This window comes from Streptomyces sp. NBC_00572 (assembly GCF_026341815.1).
In the GTDB taxonomy this organism is placed as follows: Bacteria; Actinomycetota; Actinomycetes; order Streptomycetales; family Streptomycetaceae; genus Streptomyces.
On sequence record NZ_JAPENX010000001.1, the window covers coordinates 2874632 to 2894646 of the forward strand.

The following is a 20015-nucleotide window of genomic DNA, read 5'->3' on the forward strand; positions in this document are numbered from 1 at the left end:
CGAATAATGAAGATCATCCTGACCCACGAGGTCTCCGGCCTCGGCACCGCCGGCGACGTCGTCGACGTCAAGGACGGCTACGCCCGCAACTACCTGGTCCCGCGTGGTTTCGCGATCCGCTGGACCAAGGGTGGCGAGCAGGACGTGGCGCAGATCCGCCGCGCCCGCAAGATCCACGAGATCGCGACCATCGAGCAGGCCAACGAGATCAAGGCCCGCCTCGAGGGTACGAAGGTGCGCCTGGCCGTTCGCTCCGGCGACGCCGGCCGTCTCTTCGGCTCCGTGACCCCGGCCGACATCGCCTCGGCGATCAAGGCCGCGGGTGGCCCCGACGTCGACAAGCGTCGCGTCGAGCTCGGTTCGCCGATCAAGACCCTGGGCTCGCACCAGGTGTCCGTGCGTCTGCACGCCGACGTGGCCGCGAAGCTCGGCGTCGAGATCGTCGCCGCGTAACGCTGCCCCTGGCAGTCTGCGCTCAGCAGTGAGGAAGGGCCGCACCCCTCGGGGTGCGGCCCTTCCGCTGTGTCGGCTGCCTTCGTTTCACGTGAAACAGGACGTTTCACGTGAAACATTCAGCGCGTGGCGCCGGTGACGATCCAGCGTCCCGAGCGGGAGCGGAACCAGAGCGTGGCCATCCGGACCGACATCATCAGCGTCATCGCCCACCAGAGTGCCGTCAGCCCGCCGCCGAGCGCCGGGATCGCGAGAGCGACCGGGGCGAAGACGGCCAGCGTCAGCAGCATGGCCCAGGCCAGGTAGGGACCGTCCCCGGCGCCCATCAGGACACCGTCGAGAACGAAGACGACCCCGGAGATCGGCTGCGAGAGCGCGACGACGAGCAAGGCGGGGAGCAGGGTGTCCTGGACGGTCGTGTCGCCGGTGAAGAGCGGGATGAACAGAGGACGGGCGGCGATGAGCAGCGCGCCCAGGACCACACCGGAGACCACGCCCCACTGGACCATGCGGCGGCAGACCTGGCGTGCGCCGTCGGCGTCGCCAGCGCCGAGGTAGCGCCCGATGATGGCCTGGCCCGCGATGGCGATCGCGTCGAGGGTGAAGGCCATCAGGCTCCACAGGGACAGGATGATCTGGTGGGCGGCGACCTCCGCGTCGCCCATGCGGGCCGCGACCGCCGTGGCGATCAACAGGACCGCGCGGAGCGAGAGCGTACGGACGAGGAGTGGGGCACCGGCCTGGGCGGAGGCGCGTATGCCGGCCGCGTCGGGGCGGAGGGAGGCTCCGTGGCGCCGGGCGCCCCGTACGACCACGACGAGGTAGGCGGCGGCCATGCCGCACTGGGCGATGACCGTGCCCCAGGCGGAGCCCGCGATCCCCAGACCGGCCCCGTAGACCAGCCCGATGTTGAGCGCGCCGTTGGCGGCGAAGCCGCCGATGGCCACGTAGAGCGGCGTACGAGTGTCCTGGAGACCGCGCAGGACGCCGGTCGCGGCCAGGACCACCAGCATCGCGGGGATGCCGAGGCTGGAGATCCGCAGGTACGTGATGGCGTACGGAGCCGCGGTGTCGGAGGCTCCGAAGACATCGACGAGCCACGGTGCCGTGGGCAGCGTCAGCACGACGACGGCGGTGCCGAGGAGGAGGGCGAGCCAGATGCCGTCCATGCCCTGCCGGATGGCGGCCTGGAGGTCTCCGGCGCCGACACGGCGGGCGACGGCGGCCGTGGTGGCGTAGGCCAGGAAGACGAAGACGCTGACCGCGGTGGACAGCAGAGCGGCGGCGATGGCGAGACCCGCGAGCTGGGGGGTGCCGAGATGGCCGACGATGGCACTGTCGACCATGAGGAAGAGCGGCTCGGCGACGAGAGCGCCGAAGGCCGGCAGGGCGAGGGAGACGATCTCGCGGTCGTGCTGTCGGCGGACGGCCTTGGAGGTCTCGGGGGCCTGGGTCATGGGGTCAATCTAATCTTCCACAGGTAAGAGATGCAATGCATCTGTGATCCTTACTTGTGGAGGGCAAGGCGCTTCGGGCGTGGGTCGTTTGTTCTGATCTTGGCCCAGGGGGAAAAGTTTTTCTCCCCCACAGCCCCCGGATGGGAAAAGTGCAGGTCAGGCCCATGAGGTCGGGGGGTCTATGAGTTTGTCCACATGGCTGTCCCCCGGTCCGTGCACAGGTTCCGGCGAGTTCTCCACAGACTCTGGGCCTTCACCCACAGGGCCTGTGGATAACCAGATTGGCTGACGCCCCTCGCGGGCCTACCGTGGACCGGCGCCCGACGCGCCAGAAGCGGTCGCAAAGCCACTCGTTGATCAAGCCCGTGGCGTAAGAAAGAGTGGCACGGCGATGTCCGCGGAGCGGACGGGAGGAGGTGCTTGGTGAGCGTTCCCGAGCCCATGGACGACCCTTGGGCCGACAGCGGACCAAGTGACCGACTGCCCACCCGTACCCGAGGCGAAGGGCGTGGTCGCGGCCGCGGGCGCGACGACCAGCACGAGCGGGGCAACGAGGGGCCGTGGGACGGAGGGCTCTCCGGCTTCGAGCGCGTTCCCCCGCAGGACCTCGACGCCGAGCAGTCCGTCCTCGGCGGCATGCTGCTCTCCAAGGACGCCATCGCGGACGTCGTGGAGATCATCAAGGGCAACGACTTCTACAAGCCCGCCCACGAGACCGTCTACTCCGCCATCCTCGACCTCTACGCCAAGGGCGAGCCGGCCGACCCGATCACCGTCGGCGCCGAGCTCACCAAGCGCGGCGAGATCACCCGGGTCGGCGGTGCCTCCTACCTCCACACCCTGGTCCAGTCGGTCCCGACCGCGGCCAACGCCTCGTACTACGCGGAGATCGTCCACGAGCGGGCCGTCCTGCGGCGGCTCGTCGAGGCAGGCACCAAGATCACGCAGATGGGATACGCGGCCGACGGAGACGTCGACGAGATCGTGAACTCGGCCCAGGCCGAGATCTACGCGGTCACCGAGCAGCGCACCACCGAGGACTATCTGCCGCTCGGCGACATCATGGAGGGGGCGCTCGACGAGATCGAGGCGATCGGCTCCCGCAGCGGCGAGATGACCGGTGTGCCCACCGGCTTCACCGACCTGGACTCGCTCACCAACGGTCTGCACCCCGGCCAGATGATCATCATCGCGGCCCGTCCCGCCATGGGTAAGTCGACCCTCGCCCTGGACTTCGCCCGGGCGGCGTCCATCAAGCACAACCTGCCCAGCGTCATCTTCTCCCTCGAAATGGGCCGCAACGAGATCGCCATGCGCCTGCTCTCGGCGGAGGCCCGGGTCGCGCTGCACCACATGCGCTCCGGCACGATGACCGACGAGGACTGGACCCGTCTGGCCCGCCGGATGCCGGACGTCTCACAGGCCCCGCTCTACATCGACGACTCCCCGAACCTGTCGATGATGGAGATCCGGGCGAAGTGCCGCCGGCTCAAGCAGCGCAACGGGCTCAAGCTCGTCATCATCGACTATCTGCAGCTGATGCAGTCCGGCGGCTCGAAGCGGCAGGAGAGCCGCCAGCAAGAGGTCTCCGACATGTCGCGAAACCTCAAGCTCCTCGCCAAGGAGCTTGAGCTGCCCGTGATCGCGCTCTCCCAGCTGAACCGTGGCCCCGAGCAGCGCACCGACAAGAAGCCGATGGTCTCCGACCTGCGTGAGTCCGGCTCGATCGAGCAGGACGCCGACATGGTGATCCTGCTGCACCGCGAGGACGCCTACGAGAAGGAGTCCCCGCGAGCGGGCGAGGCCGACATCATCGTCGGCAAGCACCGTAACGGCCCGACGGCCACGATCACCGTGGCCTTCCAGGGCCACTACTCCCGCTTCGTGGACATGGCTCAGACCTGACCTCGCCGGCTGTAGAGCCTCAGATTTCAGCGAAGCAGTGAAGGGGTGCCCCCGTCGGCGTGTCGACGGGGGCATCGTGCTGCCGGCGGCGGTCGAGGAAGTGGGCAGACATTGCTTCCCTAGGACCTCTAGGTTATACCTAGAGGTCCTAGGTGAATGGGAGGGGACGCATGGTGCGTGCCGGGCTGACGGCGGAACGGGTGACGATCGCGGGTGCCGAGCTGGCGGACGAGGTCGGGCTCGACCGGGTGACCATGTCCCAGGTCGCACGGCGGCTGGGGGTGAAGGACGCCAGCCTCTACACGCACGTCCGCAACCTGGAGGACCTACGGGGACGGATCGCGCTTCTGGCGGCGGACGAGAAGACCATCCGCATCGCGGAGGCGACCGCCGGCCGGTCGGGCAGAGACGCTCTGGTCGCCTTTGCGAACGCCTGGCGGGAGTACGCCCACAAGCACCCGGGTCGCTACACGGCGACGCAGACCCCGATCCGGATCGACCCTGAGCTTGCCGCGAAAGCGCCCGGACCCCGGCGCGCGGTCGAACTGACCTACGGCATGCTGCGCGGCTACGGGCTGGCCGAGCCCGACCTGACCGACGCGGTCCGGCTACTGCGCAGCACGCTCCACGGTTTCGTCGCCTTGGAGGCCGCGGGCGGGTTCGCGCACGCGCGTTCGCCGCAGCAGTCCTGGGTCCGTGCGCTCGACGCCCTGCACACCCTCCTGGAGCACTGGCCCCCGTCCCGAGAAGGAGACCCCTCATGACCGCCCCGACCATGGGCAGCCTGCGTGTGAACGGCGCGACCCTGCACTACGAAGTGCGCGGCAAGGGCCCGCTCCTGCTGCTGATCCCCGGCGGGACGGGCGGCGCGGCCTCCTTCGACGGCATCGCCGACGACCTGGCCACGGAGTACACCGTCGCGACCTACGACCCGCGCGGCATGTCCCGCAGCACGCTGGACGACCCCGACGCCGAACAGCACGTGGCCGAGCACGCCGACGACGCGTTCCGGATCCTGGAGCTGATGTCGCCCCGTGAGCCGGCCCGAGTATTCGGCGCCAGCTCGGGCGCGATCGTCGCAGTGCACCTGCTCACCGCCCGTCCCGAACGCGTCGCACGCGTCGTGGCGCACGAGCCCCCGTTGGTGGAGGTCCTTCCGGACGCCTCCGAACATCGCGCGCTCATCGCCCGCGTGAAGGAAACCTTCCGCACCCAGGGGCTCATGCCGGCGATGGCCGTGTTCGCCGCCGGGCTGAAGAAGGACGGTGAGGCCACCGAGCCGGCGGCCGAGATCGAACTTCCGCCCCAAGCGGCGGCGCGGGCCGAGCAGACGATGGCGAACCTGCCGTACTTCGTCGGCCGCATCGTGCCCAGTTTCATGTCCTACGCGCCGGACATCGACCGGTTGGCGGCGCTGTCGGACCGGCTCGTCCTCGCATGCGGCGAGGACTCACGCGGCGAGCTGCCCTACCGTCCGGCCGCTCTTCTGGCCGAGCGTCTCGGCATGGAACTCCAGCACTTCCCCGGCGGGCACACCGGACTGACCACACACCCCGCCGAGTTCGGCGAACTCGTGCGGAAGGCCCTCCGTGCCTGAATCCCACTCGGCCTGGCCCACCATGCCGAAGACCGTCGGAGGAACTGACACGACTGACGCGGATCTGAGACTGAACCAATCCGTCTCTGTCTGAGACAGAGGGAAGAGCAGCAGGTCACAGAGTCGCCAGAGGGCAGCGCACGGGAGAACCTACAGCTGGAGGAGCGCGGGAACGACCACGTCCCAGACCTCGCGGGGGAACACCTCGTGGCCGGTCCGCTCCATGGCGAGGAAGCCGGCGCCGGGGATCTCGGCGGCGAGCGCCAGCCCGTGTTCCAGCGGGAACAGCGGGTCCTCGGTGCCGTGCAGGACGAGTGTCGGTGCCGTGATCGCACCGAGGCGGTCCCGCCAGGGCGCTCCGGCGTCGATCATGAAGGGGTTGGTGACCTGCGCGGCGATGTCGCGCGCGTGGTCGGCGACCCGCGCGGCCCAGGCGCGCATGGCGTCGGTGTCGAACGGGCGTGAGGGGGCGGCGAAGGGACGCTCGCCCTCGACGAGATGGTCGACGACGGCGGCCCGGTCGCCCCAGTCGGGCACCGGCGCGTCCTCGGTGAAGACCGCCCGCAGGGCCTCGGACATCGGCGGCAGATCGGGCTGGTCGTGGCCCGGCCCTCCGGGGGTCGAGGACGCGAGGGCCAGTGCGGCGACCCGGTCCGGGTGGTCGAGGGCGAGCAGTTGGGCGACGGCCGCGCCCTGGGACATGCCGATGATCTCCGCGGACGGCAGGTGGAGGGCGTCGAGCAGCCCGGCGGCGTCGGCGACGAGGGCGCGCAGGTCGTACGGCGGCTCGCCCGCGGGATATCCCGTGGACCGGCCCGCGTCCCGGCTGTCGTAGCGGATCACGTACCTGCCGCCGGTCGCGAGGCGACGGAGGAACTCCTCGTCCCAGGCGAGCATCGAGTGACCCGCACCGTGGATGAGCAGGAGGGGTGCGTCGGCGGGGTCACCGAAGGTCTCGGTGCACAGTTCGACGCCGTTGGTGCGGATGAAGTGTTCGGTGCCTCGCATGGGTGCTGCCGCCTTCCGGTCACTTTTGTTACCCCTCTGACGAAGATGCACCGGGCGTGCGGCACACGACGCGGCGACCCCCGCCCATCTGGCCTCCGGCCACTGGCATTTCGCCTCGTCGCTCTCCCGGGAACGGCTCGCCGCCCTCGTCGGCATCGAGGAGACCATCGCGGCGCAGCGGTAATCGGAAAGCCGCCACGGGGAAGATCACGTTGGATGGGTCTCATGACTACATCTTTCGAATCCCTTTTGCCCGGTACCGAGCGGGCTCTGCTGCACCGCGTCGCGGTCGCCCAGTCCGAGGGGCGGGCGCCGTCCTTCGTGGGGGCGGTGGTGCGTGACGGAGCTTTGGTGTGGAGCGGTTCGCGCAGTTGTGTGGACGGACACGCGCCGGACGCCGACACGCAGTTCAGGATCGGGTCGATCACCAAGGTGTTCACCGCCGTGCTGGTGATGCGGCTGCGGGACGAGGGACTCCTCGGTCTCGACGACTCGTTGGAGCGGTATCTCAAGGGGACCGGCGTCGGGGAGGTGACGATCGCCCAACTCCTCGGACACAGCGGGGGGCTCGCGGCCGAGACGCCCGGCCAGTGGTGGGAGCGCTCGTCATCCGCACTGCGGCCGGAGCTCGCAGACGTTCTGGGGGAGCGGCCCTTCCTCCGGTCACCGGGGCGCCGTCACCACTATTCCAACCCCGGGTACACGCTGCTCGGTTCGCTGATCGAGGCCGTGCGAGGGGTCTCCTGGGAGGAGGCGCTGCGGCGCGAGATCCTGGAGCCGCTGGGGATGAGCCGGACGACGCTCGATCCGGTCGCCCCGCACGCCGGTGGCTGGGCGGTGCACCCCTGGGCCGATGTGATGTTGCCCGAGCCGTCCGAGGACCTCGGGCTGATGGCGCCGGCCGGGCAGCTCTGGTCGACGGCGGGGGACCTTGCCCGCTTCGCCGCGTTCCTCGCGGGGGGTGACGAGAGGGTCCTCGCCGCGGCTTCCGTGGAGGAGATGCGCGCTCCGGCCTCCGCGGCCGGCGAAGGGGACTGGGAGGGCGGCTACGGGCTCGGTCTCCAGCTCGTACGCAAGGACGGCCGCACCCTGATCGGCCACACCGGCTCCCTCCCCGGCTTCGTCGCAGCCCTCTGGGTGAGCGTGGAGGACGGACTGGCGGCGATCGCCCTCTCCAATGCCACCTCGGGACCGCTGACGGGGGTCGTGGCCGCCGATCTCGTACGGATCGTGGCGGAGGCGGAGCCGAGGTTCCCGGAGCCGTGGCGCCCGCTTCCCGAGGCCGAGGCCGACGCGGAGCTGCTGGCCCTGACGGGGCCCTGGTACTGGGGTACGTACGCCTACGGGCTTCGGCTCGGCCCCGAGCGGGGGGTGGTGCTCGAACCCCTGCGGGGAGCCGGGCGGCGGGCTCGCTTCCGAGCGCTGCCCGAGGGTGGCTGGGTCGGGCTGAACGGCTACTACGAGGGGGAGACGCTCCGGGCGGTGCGGCGCGCCGACGGCAGTGTGAGCCACCTCGACCTCGGCTCGTTCGTGTTCACCCGGGAGCCGTACGCGCCGGCGGACGCGGTGCCGGGTGGCGTGGACGAGGCGGGGTGGCGCGGCCTCTGAGCCGTTCTGCGCTGTTTCACGTGAAACAGCGCACCGGGACGATGTCCCGGTGCGCTGTTCTCGTGCCCGCCCGTCTCAGAGGGTCTTCTTGAAGCCCACGTGGGAGGCCTCGAAGCCGAGGCGCTCGTAGAAGCGGTGTGCGTCGGTGCGGGTGGCGTCGGAGGTCAGCTGGACGAGGTGGCAGCCCAGACGTCCGGATTCCTCGACGGCCCACTCGATGAGCTGCGTCCCCAGGCCACTGCCGCGTTCCTCCGCGTGGACGCGGACGCCCTCGATGATGGAGCGGGTGGCGCCCCGGCGGGAGAGCCCGGGGATGACGGTCAGCTGAAGGGTGCCGACGACCTTGTCTCTGCGGACGGCCACGACGACATTCTGGTGCGGGTCGTTCGCGAGCCGCTCGAAGGCGGCGAGGTACGGAACGAGGTCGTCCGGGGATTCGCGCTGCGCGCCCAGGGGGTCGTCGGCGAGCATCGCGACGATGGCTTCGAGGTCCTCCGCGGTGGCGGGGCGTATCTCAAGATCGCTCATGCCCCGCAGCGTACGCCGGGCTCACTTCCGCCATCTCGCTGCACGGGAGCGCTCACGCGGGAACGCTCACGCCCTCCACGACCCGGACCAGGGGGGCCAGCTCCGGGTTCTTCGCGGCCTCGTCGAGGGCCTCGCGCAGGGCGCTGTCGTTGGTGGGGCGGGCTTCTGCCAGAAGCTTCAGGCCGGGCTCGGTGACATCGGTGTAGATGCCGCGCCGGTCGGTGGCGCAGAGGTACCGGGTGAGCAGGCCGCGGTCTTCCAGCCGGGTGACCAGTCGGGTGGTGGCGCTCTGGCTGAGCACGACCGCGTCGGCGACCTGCTTCATCTGGAGGTGGCCGCCCGGTCCGCTGTGCTGGCGGCTGAGGACGTCGAGGAGCGAGTACTCCCGCACGCTCAGTCCGTGCCGGGACTCCAGGGCGCGCTCGATGTGCGACTCGATCCTGCCGTGCAGCAGGGAGAGGGCGCACCAGCGCTGGGAGAGCGCGGTGAGTGCGGGGTCGGTCGCGGTCATGGTCTCTCCTCGGTCTCTCCTCGGCACCGGAGCGGCTCTCGACCCAGGGTAGACGATGCGGCGCAATAATGCGCGTCTGCAAGTAATCTACCGAGGGTCGCGAGCCAGGAGCCGAGGCCCAGGAGCCGAGGCCCAGGAGCCGAGGTGCGGAGGCGAGGCACGGGAGGCGAGGGCCGGAAGCCGAGATCCGAGCCCGGACGCCGAGGGCCTATCCGGCCGCGACCGTCAGGGGGGCGAAGCGCTGGCGCCAGTCGCCGGGGAGGTCCGGGAGGGAGCGGACCATCACCGAATTGGACATGATCGAGTCGAGGCCGTTCTCCTTCACCCAGCTCAGCAGAGCTGTGTGACGCACGTCGATGTCCGTACGCAGGGGGCGGTCGGTGGCCGCCGCCAGCGAGGCGATCAGGGCCTGGGCCGTGGCCGGGTCCCGGGCGATCAGCGGTCCGATCACATGCGTGTCCATGTTGGGCCAGGCCGCTCCGAAGCCCGTGATCTCGCCGTCCTCCTCCGCGACCCGGAGGTGGTCCGCGAACGCGGGGAGCCGCGTGATGAGGTGCGTGCGGTCGAGGCCGAAGACCTCCTGGTCCAGGCGCAGGATCGCCTGGAGGTCCTCCGCCGTCGCCGCGCGGACCGGAACGGCCGGAGCGGGCGTGGTGAAGGTGAAGCGCCCGTGCACCATCTCCGCCCGGCTCGTCTGGACGAAGCCGAGCTGCTCGTACAGGGGCTGCCCGTTCGGCGTGGCGTGCAGGGTGAGCGCGGTGTCCCCCGCCTCCGCCAGGACGTGCCGCATGAGCCGGCGTCCCACCCCTTGGCGTGCGTACCGCTCGGCGACGAGGACCATGCCGATCGCGGCGAGTCCCGGGCCGTACGAGGTGACCACGCTGCAGGCCGCAAGCCCCGGGCCGGACGGGTCGTCGATGCCGTAGCCGGTGCCCGCGGCGAGCAGCAGCCCCCACTTGTGTTCCTCGCGCGGCCAGTTCCGGTTCTCGGAGAGGTCGGCGCAGGCGAGGAGGTCGTCGGAGCCGAGGCGCCGGACGGGGAGCTGGGCGAGCGGGGAGGGGGAGGTCGGCATACCTTTCAGGCTGACCGACGCGGTGATCTTCCGTCCACCGGTTTAGCGGATCTGGCCGATACGAATGCGTGACCCTTGGCCGGGAGGAGACGTTGATTCCACGTCGTGGCATGGGGACGATGTTTCACGTGAAACCTCGCATTCGACGACTGCACCTCTTCGACCTCGACGGCACCCTGATCCGCGGATCGGCCGCCGCCGTGGAGATCTCCCGACAGATGGGCCTCGTCGACGAGATCGCCGCCCTGGAGGAGGGCTTCCTCCAGGGGCTCACCCCGGACGAGTTCGCCGTCCGTGCCCGCGAGCTGTGGTCCGCGCTCACTCCGGACCAGGTCGCGGCCGCCTTCGAAGGGGCGCCCTGGCTGGCGGGTATCCGCGAGGTCTGGGCCGACATCCGGGACCGGGGCGACCGCTGTGCGGTCATCTCCCTCTCTCCGGACTTCTTCGTCGAGCGTCTTCTCGACTGGGGCGTCGACGCGGCGCACGGTTCGCGCTGGCCGGCCGTCCCCTTCACCGAGCCGATCCACCGGCCCGGCATCCTCGACGCGAGCGCGAAGGTGCGGATCGCACGGAAGCTCTGCGCGGAGTACGGGGTGGACCCGGCCGACTGCATCGCCTACGGAGACTCGATGTCCGACGCGGAACTCTTCGCGATCGTGCCGGAGACCGTGGCGGTGAACGCGGACCACCATCTCGCCGGGCTCTCCCGTCACAGCTATGCCGGCGGGGATCTGCGCGAGGCCTACGCCCTGGTCCGAAACAGCGCAGCTTAGCCAGAAACCCTGCCCTATGGCCCGAGAACTCCGCTTTCAGTCCGAAGTGGCGTTCGGGAGGGTCATGCTGCGACCACGGAAGCCGGCCAGCGCGAGGGCGAGGCACATGATGGATGCTCCGACCACCACGAGGGCGGCGGACGACGCGGACGGCCGCGAGCCCGGGGCGACGGACAGGTACGCGGCCCGCGCGGGGGATGGTCAGGGCTCCCCGGCAGAGGACCAGGGGTCCCCGGCGGGTGACGGTCAGGAGGGCCGGGCGGGGGACGGGAACGAGCCCCGAATACCCGGGGAAGCCTCCGTCGACGCGGTGCTCGTCCGCCGCACTCTGGCGGAGATCGCCCCGGTCGCCGACCGGGTGACCTCGTACTTCTATGCCCTGCTCTTCATCCGGAACCCCGAGCTGCGCGAGATGTTCCCCGCGGCCATGGACACCCAGCGGGACCGGCTCCTGAAGGCGCTCCTCACCGCGGCGGAGCAGTTGGACGACGTTCCGGTGTTCACCGCCTACCTGCAGAACCTCGGCAGGGGCCACCGCAAGTACGGCACCCACTCCGCCCACTACCCGGCTGTGGGTGAGGCCCTGATCGGCGCGCTCGTGCGGTACGCGACGACGACCTGGAGCGAGGAGACCCAGGCGGCCTGGGTCCGTACGTACACGACGATCTCCCAGATCATGATCGACGCGGCGGCGGAGGACGAGCGGTCGGCGCCCGCCTGGTGGCAGGCGGAGGTGGTCTCCCACGATCTGCGCACCCCGGACGTCGCCGTCGTCACGCTGCGGCCCGACCAGCCGTACCCGTTTCTCGCGGGGCAGTACACGACGCTGGAGACTCCGTGGTGGCCACGGATATGGCGTCACTACTCCTTCGCGTCGGCGCCCCGGCCCGACGGACTGCTCTCCCTGCACGTGAAGGCGGTTCCGGCCGGTTGGGTGTCCAACGCGCTGGTCCATCGGGCCCGCCCCGGAGACGTCCTGCGCCTGGGGCCGCCGGCGGGCTCCATGACCGTCGACCACGCCACGGACACCGGCCTGCTCTGCGTGGGCGGTGGCACCGGGATAGCCCCCATCAAGGCCCTGGTGGAGGACGTCGCCGAGCACGGGGACCGGCGTCCGGTCGATGTCTTCTACGGGGCCCGCAGCGGCCACGACCTCTATGACATCGACACGATGATGCGGCTCCAGAAGACCTTCCCCTGGCTCTCCGTCCACCCGGTCACCGAGGAACAGGGCCGGCTCCCGGAGGCCGTCTGCCGCTACGGCCCCTGGGGCGAACGCGACGCCTATCTCTCGGGGCCGCTCGGCATGGTCCGTCGCGGGGTGGACGCGCTGCGGGGAGCGGGGGTCCCCGCGGAGCGCATCCGCCACGACTTCCTTGCCGAGCTGGCTTCGGCGGCCGCCGATCAGCCCAGGTCGGGGGCGTGCATCGCGCGGACGCCCTCGATGTTGCCGTCGAGGTAGTGGCGCAGGGAGAGCGGGACGAGGTGCACGGCGGCGATGCCGACCCGGCTGAAGGGCACCCGGACGATCTCGTACTCCCCGACCGGTTCGTCCATCTCGGGGCCATGCCGCAGTGAGGTGTCCATGGAGTCGAGGCGGCAGACGAAGAAGTGCTGGACCTTCACCCCGGAGACCCCGCCGTCGACGATGTGCTCGACGGTGTCGACGAAGCAGGGCACCACATCGGTGATCTTGGCGCCGAGCTCCTCGTGCACCTCGCGGTGCAGGGCCTCGACGACGGTGGTGTCGGTGGATTCCACGCCGCCACCGGGCGTGAGCCAGTAGGGATCCATCCCCGGCTTGGTGCGCTTGATGAGGATGAGATCGTCCCCGTCGAGCAGGATGGCGCGTGCGGTGCGCTTGATCACGGGCCGTTCGTTCATGGGCCGTTCGTTCATGGGAAGAAAATGGCCCGTCCGAGGTGTCCTGAAACTCGCTGTCCCCGGCGGAAAGTCATCAGTGCCCCGTGGAAACTCACCAGTCCCCCGCGGCCCGCAGCAGTTCCTCGTGAGCCCGGGCGATGGGCGCGAGCGCGAGCGTCCCCGTGCGTACGACCAGAAAGTAGGTCCGCAGCGGAGGGACCGGGGGATCGAGCAGCGCCACGAGCCTGCCCTGCTCCAGGGCCTCCTCGCACAGATAGCGGGGAAGCACGGCGAGCCCCGCGCCGGAGGCGGCCGATTCCTGCACGGCCCGCAGATCGGGGGCGATGACGGTGGCGGCGACCGCCGGCTTGGTCTCGAAGACGCTCGCCCAGTAGCGGGCGACGAACGGCAGCGACTCGTGCACCTCGACCACCGGGAGCTGCTCCAGGACCACCGCGCCCTTGCGCAGGAGTACGTCGGGGGAGAGCCGGGTCGCCCAGCGCGGCGCCGCGACCAGGACGTACTCCTCGTCGCAGAGCGGCGTGGAGACAAGAAGACCGCCCCGGGGCCGGGCGGTGGCGACGGCCAGATCGTGGTGGCCCGCGGCGAGCCCGTCGAGGATCTCCTCGGTGTTGCCGAGGAACGACGCCCGTACGGCGAGCCCCTGGCCGACCAGCGGGGTGAGGGCGGGCAGGACGCGGAGCGCGGTGAACTCCGGGGGCCCCGCGACATGGAGGGTACGGACGCCGCTCTCCTCGTCGAGGCCGGTCTCGGCGATCTCCACGAGGGCGTCCAGATGGGGAGCGGCGCGGTGCGCGAGTTCGTCGCCGATGGTCGTCGGTGTGACCCCGCGGGCCTGTCTGAGGAAGAGGGGACGTCCGAGCTGTCGTTCGAGCGTCCGGATCTGGCTGGTGACGGCCGGCTGGGAGAGCCCGAGGAGCGCGGCGGCGCGGGTGAAGGAGCCGGCCCGGTGCACCGTGACGAACGTGCGCAGCAGAGCCAGATCCATGTCCGCCTCCTCCCGGCCGTGCGGCCGTTCGACTCAGGCGGCCGGCTGACGGCGCCTCAGGACCGTCCAACTATAAATAAGTCGATAGGTCTCTGTCGCTACCGTGATTGGACACTGACGCACAGTCAACTAGCCTTGTTCAGGCGGTCTCCGCGCGTGGAACCGAGGCGTTCCGAGCCACGAGGGGGGAGGCTCGGAGCGCCTCGTTCCGTGCGCCCGGGACCGTGAAGGCCGTGCGCCCGGGACCGTGCGGCCGATGTCCCGGGACCCGTGAAGCCGATGTCCCGGGGCCGACGCCGGCCGCGTCCCGGACGTGCCTACGCCCCGGCCTCGTCGAGGGCCCGCAGCACATCGGCGATCAGGTCCTCCGGGTCCTCGGCGCCGACCGAGAACCGGATGAAGCCCTCCGCGACCGCGTCCCCGCCCCAGCGCCCGCGCCGCTCCGCCGTGGAGCGCACGCCGCCGAAGCTGGTGGCGTCGTCCACGAGCCGCAGCTCGTCGAGGAACCGCTCGGCCCGCTTCCGGTCCGCCAGCTCGAAGGAGATCACGGGCCCGAAGCGCCGCATCTGCCGGGCGGCCACCGTGTGCGAGGGATCGTCGGGCAGCCCCGGGTAGCGCAGCCCGGTCACGTCCGCGCGCCCGGCGAGCGTCTGCGCGAGCGCGAGCGCGGTGGAGCACTGGCGGTCGATCCGCAGCTGGAGCGTGGCGAGCGAACGGTGGGCGAGCCAGGCCTCCATGGGGCCGGGGATGGCGCCGACGACCTTGCGCCAGCGCCGTACCTCCGCCGCCCGCTCGGGATCGCGGCAGCTGACATGGCCGAGCAGGATGTCGCCGTGTCCGGTCATGCCCTTGGTGTCGCTGGCGACGGAGAAGTCCGCGCCCAGTTCGAGCGGCCGCTGGCCGAGCGGGGTGGCGAGGGTGTTGTCGACAGCCACGAGCGCCCCCACGGCATGCGCCTCGCGCACCAGACGCCGGATGTCGCAGACGTCGAGCCCGGGGTTCGACGGGGTCTCGATCCACAGCAGCCGGGCCCCTTCGAGGACGGCGAGCTGGCCGTCGGCGGCGGTGGGTGCGGTGCGGACCTCGATGCCGTACGCCCTCAGCTGCTCGTGGAGCAGCGGCAGGGCCTGGTAGCCGTCGGTGGGCACCACCACGGCGTCGCCCGCCTTCAGCTGGGAGAAGAGGACGGCGGAGATCGCGGCCATGCCCGAGGCGAACACCAGCGTCTCGACGCCCTGCTCCCCCGGCGCTTCCAGCTCGCCGATCGCCCGCTCCAGATGGGTCCAGGTCGGGTTCTCGTCGCGGCCGTACGCGTACCCGCCCGTCGGCTCGCCCGGCAGATGGAAGTGCGCGGCGAATACCGGCCCCGGCAGGGTCGGCTCGTACTTGACGGGCTCGGGCAGCCCGGCCCGTACCGCGCGCGTTCCGTCACCGATTTCCATGTCCGTCACAGTGTCCGGTCCTCCAGTTCCAGGCGAACGGCCGCGAGCAGTCCTCCGCTCGCGGCCTCCACCATCTCAAGGCACTCCTCGTAGTCCGCACGGCCCCCGGAGTACGGGTCGGGGACGTCGAGCGCGTTCCCGGCGGCCGGGTCGTAGGAGCGCAGCAGTCGTGTCCGCGCCGCCTCCTCGGGCGTGCGGGCGAGCCGGTGGAGCTCCCGCAGGTGCCCTTCGTCCAGCGCGATCACCAGGTCGACGGCCGGGAACCAGGAGGCCCGGAACTGACGGGCGGTGTGCGCCGAGGTGTAGCCGTGCTCCTCCAGTACGGAGACGGTGCGCGGGTTGGCGGCCTCGCCCTCGCGCCAGACTCCGGTGCCGGCGCTCTCGACCACCACGAGCCCGCCGAGGCCGGCCTCCTCCACATGTCTGCGGAAGACGTGCTCGGCCATCGGCGAGCGGCAGGTGTTGCCGGTGCAGACGAAACAGACGCGGTAGGTCACGGGCGGCACTCAGTCGCCGTCGGGGAGCACGACGTTCAGCGCCCACGAGACGACGGAGATGATCAGACCGCCCAGAACGGCGGTCCAGAAGCCCTCCACGTGGAAGCTGAGGTTGAACTGCTCCGCCAGCCAGGAGGTGAGGAGCAGCATCAGGGCGTTGATCACGAGGGTGATCAGGCCGAGCGTCAGAATGAAGAGCGGAAGTGTAAGGAGCTTGACGACCGGCTTGACCAAGACGTTCACGAGCCCGAAGACCAGGGCCACGAGAATGAGGGTCAGGGCCTTCTTGCCGGTGCTTTCACCGGTCAGGGTGATGTCCTGGAGCAGCCAGATGGCGACTCCGAGGGCGCCCGCATTCGCGAGCGTCTTGACTACGAAATTCATCATGTGTCTGATCGTGGCAGACATGATCGGGCCAACGGCAGGGGCTGACAGGCAATGAAGGCATTCCGACTGGATGAACTGGAGGCGGAACGTGCCGCGAACAAGGGCGCGTACCTTCAGTTCCTGCGGGAGCGGAACATGTCGGTCGGTCTGTACGCGCTGGACGCCGGGGAGCTCGATCCGCAGCAGCCGCACCGCCAGGACGAGGTGTACTTCGTGGTGAGCGGCCGGGCGGCGATCACGGTCGGGGCGGAGACGACCCAGGTGGCGCGCGGCAGCGTCGTCTATGTGCCGGCCGGGGTGGAGCACAAGTTCCACCACATCAGCGAGGACCTGCGGGTGATGGTGGTCTTCTCCCCGCCGGAGAGCTGAGGGCCGGGGAGCCGGACGGCGAGACCCCTGGGGCAGGCCCCGAGACCCGGGCTCCGGCCCTGACGAGACCCGGGCTCCGACTCCCGGACCCGGGCTCCGACCCCGAGACGCGGGGTCCCGGATCGAGGGTCGGGCGGCCCGAAGCCCCTAGGGGTCGGATCAGGGGAGAGCGGGGGCCGCAGGGCCCCCGTGGGCCTCTCCCGGCCCCTAGCCTTGGAGGTGTTCGGCGCGGAGTGCGCGGAACAGTCTTCGAGAGCGAGGGAGTGGACCATGGCCGTACAGGAGATTCTCGCGGGGATGCCCTGGTGGGTGAAGTGGGTGGCCATACCCGCGCTTGCCCTGATCGTCTTCGGCGGACTGATCACCAGCGTCCTGGCCTTCGTGGTCGGAGTGCTCTTCAAGGTGCTGCTCTTCGTGGCCCTCGTCGCCGGACTGATCTACGTCGTACGGAAGTTCAGCTCCTCCGACCGGTCGCGCGAGGAGTGGTAGCACAAGCTACCGATCGGTATGGAGCCGACGGAGGGTATTAGCCCGCCCGGGGGAACGCGCTGGTCGAATCAGGGCGTGGCCCCGGGGGCTGCCACTAGAGTGGAATCCCTCCGCCGCGTTGGGGACTACAGGTGTAGACCTCCGTTCTGACCAGCGGTTTCCCAGGCCCGGCGGGCGCGCGGGGGCGGCCCCCGCGGGCGGATGCAATGCGTCCGTCGTCACGCCTGGGGGTGACCTTTGGCCACGGCTACGCAGACGGCTGCGCCTACCCTGATCGGCTCGGTGCAGCGAGCGCTGAGACTTCTGGAGGCCGTGTCCTCCCATGCGGAAGGCGCCCCGGCCAAACAGCTCGCCCGTGAGACGGGCCTTCCGCTACCCACCACGTACCACCTGCTCCGCACCCTGACGCACGAGGGCTATCTGGTCCGCGAGAAGGGTGTGTTCGTCCTGGGCGACGCCGCGGTCCGACTGGCCGGCGGTGGAGATGTGCAGAATCGTCGCATCAAGATCGAAGACTCCCTTGCCCGTTGGCGGGACGAGATCGGTGTGCCCGTCTACTTCGCCCTCTATCGCGAGGGGGAGATCGAGCTCGTCGCTGTCGCCGACACCCCTTCCGCCCCCGCAGTGGAGGAATGGGCCGACTTTCGCGAGACCGCACACGCCCACGCGATCGGGCAGTGTCTGCTGAGTCAACTCGATCTGAAATCTCGTCAAGACCACCTTGACCGCCACCCGGTGGAAGCCATCACTCCGTACACGGTGCGTAACCAACGCCTGCTTTTGGAGCGTTTGGGCGGTTTGGGGCGAATGGAGCCCCTGGTAGAGCGTCAGGAATATGCGCTCGGCACTGTCTGTGCCGCAATCCCCATCACCGCGGGCTCCGCGGCGGCCGCAATGGCCATTTCCCTCCCCCTTCACCAGGAAGAACGGTTGCTCCCAGCAGTCGAGCGGCTACGCACGGAGATCGGGAGGCTCTTCAGTTCACTCGCGTTCTCTATCAGTATCTGAAAAATCACTCCTTGTGATCTGCTAGTGCTTACAGCACGATTGCGTCAAGAGGGCCACGGGGGATCATTCCTGGCCGTTTCGGTCACAGCTTTCAGCAGCTGTGTTTACACAACTGCTTCATCTACTGCGGGGTACATGATGCGAGAGTCCGTTCAGGCCGAGGTCCTGATGAGCTTCCTCGTCTCCGAGGAGCTCTCCTTCAAGATCCCGGTAGAACTGCGATATGAGACCCGGGATCCCTACGCGGTGCGGATGACCTTCCACCTCCCCGGAGACGCGCCTGTGACCTGGGCGTTCGGCAGGGAGCTGCTGCTCGACGGGATCAACCGGCCGAGTGGGGACGGTGATGTGCACATCGCCCCGACGGAGCCCGAGGGACTCTCGGACGTCTCCATCCGACTCCAGGTCGGCGGTGACCGCGCCCTGTTCCGGGCCAGCGCACCGCCGCTGGTCGCCTTCCTCGACCGTACGGACAAGCTCGTTCCACTCGGTCAGGAACGGACACTCGGCGACTTCGAGGACAACCTGGAAGCCGCATTGGGCAAGATCCTGGCCGAGGAGAACGCCGGACCGGCGGCCTGAGCCGGGACGTCACTTCGCGCGACGGCGCCGTCCGCCGCGTGCGGCCGCGGGCTTTCGGCCGCCCGTCGCCGCCAGGCCCCCGGCCTCCGTACGGTCGGCGGAGACCACCAGGGCCGCGAGCGCCGTGGTGAGCGGCACGGAGGCGACCAGACCGATCGACCCGACGAGCGTCCGGACGATCTCCACGGCGACCAGCTCGCTGTTGGCCACCGTCCCCATGCTGCTCTGCGCGATGGAGAAGAGCAGCAGCAGCGGGAGGGCGGCACCCGCGTAGGCGAGCACCAGTGTGTTCACGACCGAGGCGATGTGGTCGCGGCCGATCCGGATCCCGGCCCGGTACAGCGCGCGCGGCCCCATGCCCGGGTCGGCCTGGTGCAGCTCCCAGACCGCCGACGTCTGGGTGACCGTGACGTCGTCGAGCACGCCGAGCGAACCGATGATCACCCCGGCCAGGAGCAGGCCGGACATGTCGATGTTCGGGTACAGGCCGTGGATCAGGCCGGTGTTGTCGTCGGTGTTGCCGCTCAGCGAGGCCCAGCCGATGAACACCGAGCCGAGGAGACCGATCAGCAGCAGGGAGATCAGTGTCCCGAGCACCGCGACCGAGGTGCGGGCCGAGAGACCGTGGCACATGTACAGCGCGATCAGCATGATGGCGCTCGATCCGACCACCGCCACGACCAGCGGATTCGACCCGTCGAGGATCGCAGGCAGGATGAAGAACGTCAGGATCAGGAAGCTCACGACGAGCGCGACGAGTGCCATCACGCCCTTCATCCGGCCGACGACCACGACCGCGATGGCGAAGATCCCGGCGAGCACCGCCATCGGGAGCTTCCGGTTCACATCGGTGACCGAGTACTGCAGATCGCGCGGGGCGTCGGGCGCGTACGCCACCACTACGCCCTGTCCCTCGTGCAGTTGGCGCGGTGCGTCCGGCTGCACGATCTCGGTGAACGTACGCCCCTTCTCCGGACCGCTGGTGACTTCGATCGTCGCCTTCTCGCACTCCCCCTGCTGCGCGTTGACCGCCTCGCGCCCCTGCGGGGTCGAGGTGTCACCGGTCGGCGGGACCTGCCCCGCGTTCACCGAAGCGCAGTCGACCTGCTCGACGGCGACGACCTTGCCCTGCTCGGTCTGCCGGTCGAAGCCCACGCCGGTGCGCTCGTGCGCCGGAGCGCCACCGGGCCACAGGACCACGAGCCCGACCACGACCGCCGTGGCGAAGGGGATCAGGATCGCGGCGATGACCCTGCGCAGATGCCGGGAGACCGGGGTGGCGGGCCCGTGGTTGTGGCTGTGCCCGTGGGATCCGTGTGCTTGACCGTGCCCGTGGGATCCGTGTTCCTGAGCGTGCTGGTGAGGGCCATGATCCTGGTCGGGGGAGTGCGGCTCGGGAGTCTGTTGGGGGGAAGTCACCGACCGATCATCGCAAGAACGGTGGGGGCCCACTGTTC

The 20015-nt window shown here is 70.0% G+C and carries 22 protein-coding genes; 11 read left to right on the forward strand and 11 right to left on the reverse strand.

Translation table 11 applies throughout. The features are described from left to right. The first annotated feature begins 6 nt into the window (after positions 1–6). Positions 7–453: a 50S ribosomal protein L9 gene (gene rplI, locus OG514_RS13175; RefSeq protein WP_266894146.1), complete on the forward strand. Its 447-nt coding sequence runs from the start codon at positions 7–9 to the stop codon at positions 451–453. A 119-nt stretch (positions 454–572) separates the two neighbouring features. Here rplI and OG514_RS13180 read toward each other — a convergent pair whose 3' ends face one another. After that, entirely contained in the window at positions 573–1910 is a 1338-nt protein-coding gene (locus tag OG514_RS13180) for an MATE family efflux transporter (protein ID WP_266894148.1), read from the reverse strand. Between the two features lie 423 nt (positions 1911–2333). Here OG514_RS13180 and dnaB point away from each other — a divergent pair, with 423 nt between their 5' ends. The 3 genes from dnaB to OG514_RS13195 all read left to right on the forward strand — a co-directional run bounded on the left by dnaB (position 2334) and on the right by OG514_RS13195 (position 5412). Then, complete coding sequence (dnaB, locus tag OG514_RS13185; protein WP_266894150.1) at positions 2334–3815, forward strand: replicative DNA helicase; 1482 nt, start codon at positions 2334–2336, stop codon at positions 3813–3815. A 170-nt stretch (positions 3816–3985) separates the two neighbouring features. Beyond that, a complete protein-coding gene (locus OG514_RS13190; RefSeq protein ID WP_266894152.1) occupies positions 3986–4579 on the forward strand; it encodes a TetR/AcrR family transcriptional regulator in 594 nt (197 codons plus the stop codon). Continuing rightward, complete coding sequence (locus OG514_RS13195; RefSeq protein ID WP_266894154.1) at positions 4576–5412, forward strand: alpha/beta fold hydrolase; 837 nt, start codon at positions 4576–4578, stop codon at positions 5410–5412. Before OG514_RS13190 ends, OG514_RS13195 begins: the two co-directional genes overlap by 4 nt. A gap of 150 nt (positions 5413–5562) precedes the next feature. Here OG514_RS13195 and OG514_RS13200 read toward each other — a convergent pair whose 3' ends face one another. Further along, a complete protein-coding gene (locus tag OG514_RS13200) occupies positions 5563–6420 on the reverse strand; it encodes an alpha/beta fold hydrolase (protein ID WP_266894156.1) in 858 nt (285 codons plus the stop codon). Between the two features lie 225 nt (positions 6421–6645). Between OG514_RS13200 and OG514_RS13205 the strand changes: the two genes are divergently transcribed. Continuing rightward, the gene (locus OG514_RS13205) at positions 6646–8028 is read left to right on the forward strand and encodes a serine hydrolase (RefSeq protein WP_266894158.1); all 1383 of its coding nucleotides are present in this window, start codon (positions 6646–6648) and stop codon (positions 8026–8028) included. A 75-nt stretch (positions 8029–8103) separates the two neighbouring features. On the opposite strand, the gene OG514_RS13210 is transcribed toward OG514_RS13205, so the two are convergent. From OG514_RS13210 to OG514_RS13220, 3 genes are all read right to left on the reverse strand, one after another. After that, positions 8104–8556: a GNAT family N-acetyltransferase gene (locus OG514_RS13210; RefSeq protein ID WP_266894160.1), complete on the reverse strand. Its 453-nt coding sequence runs from the start codon at positions 8554–8556 to the stop codon at positions 8104–8106. A gap of 52 nt (positions 8557–8608) precedes the next feature. Continuing rightward, complete coding sequence (locus OG514_RS13215) at positions 8609–9067, reverse strand: MarR family winged helix-turn-helix transcriptional regulator (RefSeq protein ID WP_266894162.1); 459 nt, start codon at positions 9065–9067, stop codon at positions 8609–8611. 208 nt (positions 9068–9275) lie between these two features. After that, positions 9276–10139 (reverse strand): GNAT family N-acetyltransferase, encoded by an 864-nt coding sequence (locus tag OG514_RS13220; protein ID WP_266894164.1) that lies wholly within the window; start codon positions 10137–10139, stop codon positions 9276–9278. A 119-nt stretch (positions 10140–10258) separates the two neighbouring features. Here OG514_RS13220 and OG514_RS13225 point away from each other — a divergent pair, with 119 nt between their 5' ends. Together OG514_RS13225 and OG514_RS13230 are read left to right on the forward strand one after the other, a co-directional pair. Then, entirely contained in the window at positions 10259–10912 is a 654-nt protein-coding gene (locus tag OG514_RS13225; protein WP_266894166.1) for an HAD family phosphatase, read from the forward strand. After that, positions 10857–12374: a globin domain-containing protein gene (locus OG514_RS13230; RefSeq protein ID WP_266894168.1), complete on the forward strand. Its 1518-nt coding sequence runs from the start codon at positions 10857–10859 to the stop codon at positions 12372–12374. Before OG514_RS13225 ends, OG514_RS13230 begins: the two co-directional genes overlap by 56 nt. Here the strand turns inward: OG514_RS13230 and OG514_RS13235 are convergent. The 5 genes from OG514_RS13235 to OG514_RS13255 all read right to left on the reverse strand — a co-directional run bounded on the left by OG514_RS13235 (position 12317) and on the right by OG514_RS13255 (position 16110). Further along, the gene (locus tag OG514_RS13235) at positions 12317–12796 is read right to left on the reverse strand and encodes an NUDIX domain-containing protein (protein ID WP_266900841.1); all 480 of its coding nucleotides are present in this window, start codon (positions 12794–12796) and stop codon (positions 12317–12319) included. The genes OG514_RS13230 and OG514_RS13235 overlap by 58 nt on opposite strands. A 91-nt stretch (positions 12797–12887) precedes the next feature. Continuing rightward, on the reverse strand, positions 12888–13784 hold the full coding sequence (locus OG514_RS13240) for a LysR family transcriptional regulator (RefSeq protein ID WP_266894170.1): 897 nt from the start codon (positions 13782–13784) through the stop codon (positions 12888–12890). A 317-nt stretch (positions 13785–14101) separates the two neighbouring features. Continuing rightward, positions 14102–15226: a cystathionine gamma-lyase gene (locus OG514_RS13245; protein ID WP_266894172.1), complete on the reverse strand. Its 1125-nt coding sequence runs from the start codon at positions 15224–15226 to the stop codon at positions 14102–14104. Between the two features lie 5 nt (positions 15227–15231). Continuing rightward, positions 15232–15723, reverse strand: a complete 492-nt coding sequence (locus OG514_RS13250) for a low molecular weight protein-tyrosine-phosphatase (RefSeq protein ID WP_266894174.1) — start codon at positions 15721–15723, stop codon at positions 15232–15234. Between the two features lie 9 nt (positions 15724–15732). Then, entirely contained in the window at positions 15733–16110 is a 378-nt protein-coding gene (locus OG514_RS13255; protein WP_266894176.1) for a phage holin family protein, read from the reverse strand. Between the two features lie 51 nt (positions 16111–16161). Between OG514_RS13255 and OG514_RS13260 the strand changes: the two genes are divergently transcribed. The 4 genes from OG514_RS13260 to OG514_RS13275 all read left to right on the forward strand — a co-directional run bounded on the left by OG514_RS13260 (position 16162) and on the right by OG514_RS13275 (position 18558). Beyond that, positions 16162–16479, forward strand: coding sequence for a cupin domain-containing protein (locus OG514_RS13260; protein ID WP_266894178.1), 318 nt, complete (start codon positions 16162–16164; stop codon positions 16477–16479). 270 nt (positions 16480–16749) lie between these two features. After that, on the forward strand, positions 16750–16968 hold the full coding sequence (locus tag OG514_RS13265; protein WP_266894180.1) for a DUF5326 family protein: 219 nt from the start codon (positions 16750–16752) through the stop codon (positions 16966–16968). A 237-nt stretch (positions 16969–17205) separates the two neighbouring features. Continuing rightward, the gene (locus OG514_RS13270) at positions 17206–17976 is read left to right on the forward strand and encodes a helix-turn-helix domain-containing protein (protein ID WP_323181535.1); all 771 of its coding nucleotides are present in this window, start codon (positions 17206–17208) and stop codon (positions 17974–17976) included. Positions 17977–18114: 138 nt separating this feature from the next. Continuing rightward, positions 18115–18558, forward strand: coding sequence for an SsgA family sporulation/cell division regulator (locus OG514_RS13275; RefSeq protein WP_266900842.1), 444 nt, complete (start codon positions 18115–18117; stop codon positions 18556–18558). A gap of 9 nt (positions 18559–18567) precedes the next feature. Here OG514_RS13275 and OG514_RS13280 read toward each other — a convergent pair whose 3' ends face one another. Beyond that, a complete protein-coding gene (locus tag OG514_RS13280) occupies positions 18568–20010 on the reverse strand; it encodes a YibE/F family protein (RefSeq protein ID WP_266894183.1) in 1443 nt (480 codons plus the stop codon). Positions 20011–20015: the final 5 nt, after the last annotated feature.

What these genes read in the sequence shown, in the direction of transcription:
- OG514_RS13245 (WP_266894172.1), bottom strand. Translation starts at nt 15,226, where the DNA reads ATGGAAATCGGTGACGGAACGCGCGCGGTACGGGCCGGGCTGCCCGAG.
- OG514_RS13205 (WP_266894158.1), top strand. Translation starts at nt 6,646, where the DNA reads ATGACTACATCTTTCGAATCCCTTTTGCCCGGTACCGAGCGGGCTCTG.
- OG514_RS13275 (WP_266900842.1), top strand. Translation starts at nt 18,115, where the DNA reads ATGCGAGAGTCCGTTCAGGCCGAGGTCCTGATGAGCTTCCTCGTCTCC.
- OG514_RS13220 (WP_266894164.1), bottom strand. Translation starts at nt 10,139, where the DNA reads ATGCCGACCTCCCCCTCCCCGCTCGCCCAGCTCCCCGTCCGGCGCCTC.
- OG514_RS13235 (WP_266900841.1), bottom strand. Translation starts at nt 12,796, where the DNA reads ATGAACGAACGGCCCGTGATCAAGCGCACCGCACGCGCCATCCTGCTC.
- OG514_RS13260 (WP_266894178.1), top strand. Translation starts at nt 16,162, where the DNA reads ATGAAGGCATTCCGACTGGATGAACTGGAGGCGGAACGTGCCGCGAAC.
- OG514_RS13190 (WP_266894152.1), top strand. Translation starts at nt 3,986, where the DNA reads ATGGTGCGTGCCGGGCTGACGGCGGAACGGGTGACGATCGCGGGTGCC.
- OG514_RS13200 (WP_266894156.1), bottom strand. Translation starts at nt 6,420, where the DNA reads ATGCGAGGCACCGAACACTTCATCCGCACCAACGGCGTCGAACTGTGC.
- rplI (WP_266894146.1), top strand. Translation starts at nt 7, where the DNA reads ATGAAGATCATCCTGACCCACGAGGTCTCCGGCCTCGGCACCGCCGGC.
- OG514_RS13180 (WP_266894148.1), bottom strand. Translation starts at nt 1,910, where the DNA reads ATGACCCAGGCCCCCGAGACCTCCAAGGCCGTCCGCCGACAGCACGAC.
- OG514_RS13215 (WP_266894162.1), bottom strand. Translation starts at nt 9,067, where the DNA reads ATGACCGCGACCGACCCCGCACTCACCGCGCTCTCCCAGCGCTGGTGC.
- OG514_RS13240 (WP_266894170.1), bottom strand. Translation starts at nt 13,784, where the DNA reads ATGGATCTGGCTCTGCTGCGCACGTTCGTCACGGTGCACCGGGCCGGC.
- OG514_RS13230 (WP_266894168.1), top strand. Translation starts at nt 10,857, where the DNA reads ATGCCGGCGGGGATCTGCGCGAGGCCTACGCCCTGGTCCGAAACAGCG.
- OG514_RS13265 (WP_266894180.1), top strand. Translation starts at nt 16,750, where the DNA reads ATGGCCGTACAGGAGATTCTCGCGGGGATGCCCTGGTGGGTGAAGTGG.
- OG514_RS13225 (WP_266894166.1), top strand. Translation starts at nt 10,259, where the DNA reads ATGTTTCACGTGAAACCTCGCATTCGACGACTGCACCTCTTCGACCTC.
- OG514_RS13210 (WP_266894160.1), bottom strand. Translation starts at nt 8,556, where the DNA reads ATGAGCGATCTTGAGATACGCCCCGCCACCGCGGAGGACCTCGAAGCC.
- OG514_RS13195 (WP_266894154.1), top strand. Translation starts at nt 4,576, where the DNA reads ATGACCGCCCCGACCATGGGCAGCCTGCGTGTGAACGGCGCGACCCTG.
- OG514_RS13255 (WP_266894176.1), bottom strand. Translation starts at nt 16,110, where the DNA reads ATGATGAATTTCGTAGTCAAGACGCTCGCGAATGCGGGCGCCCTCGGA.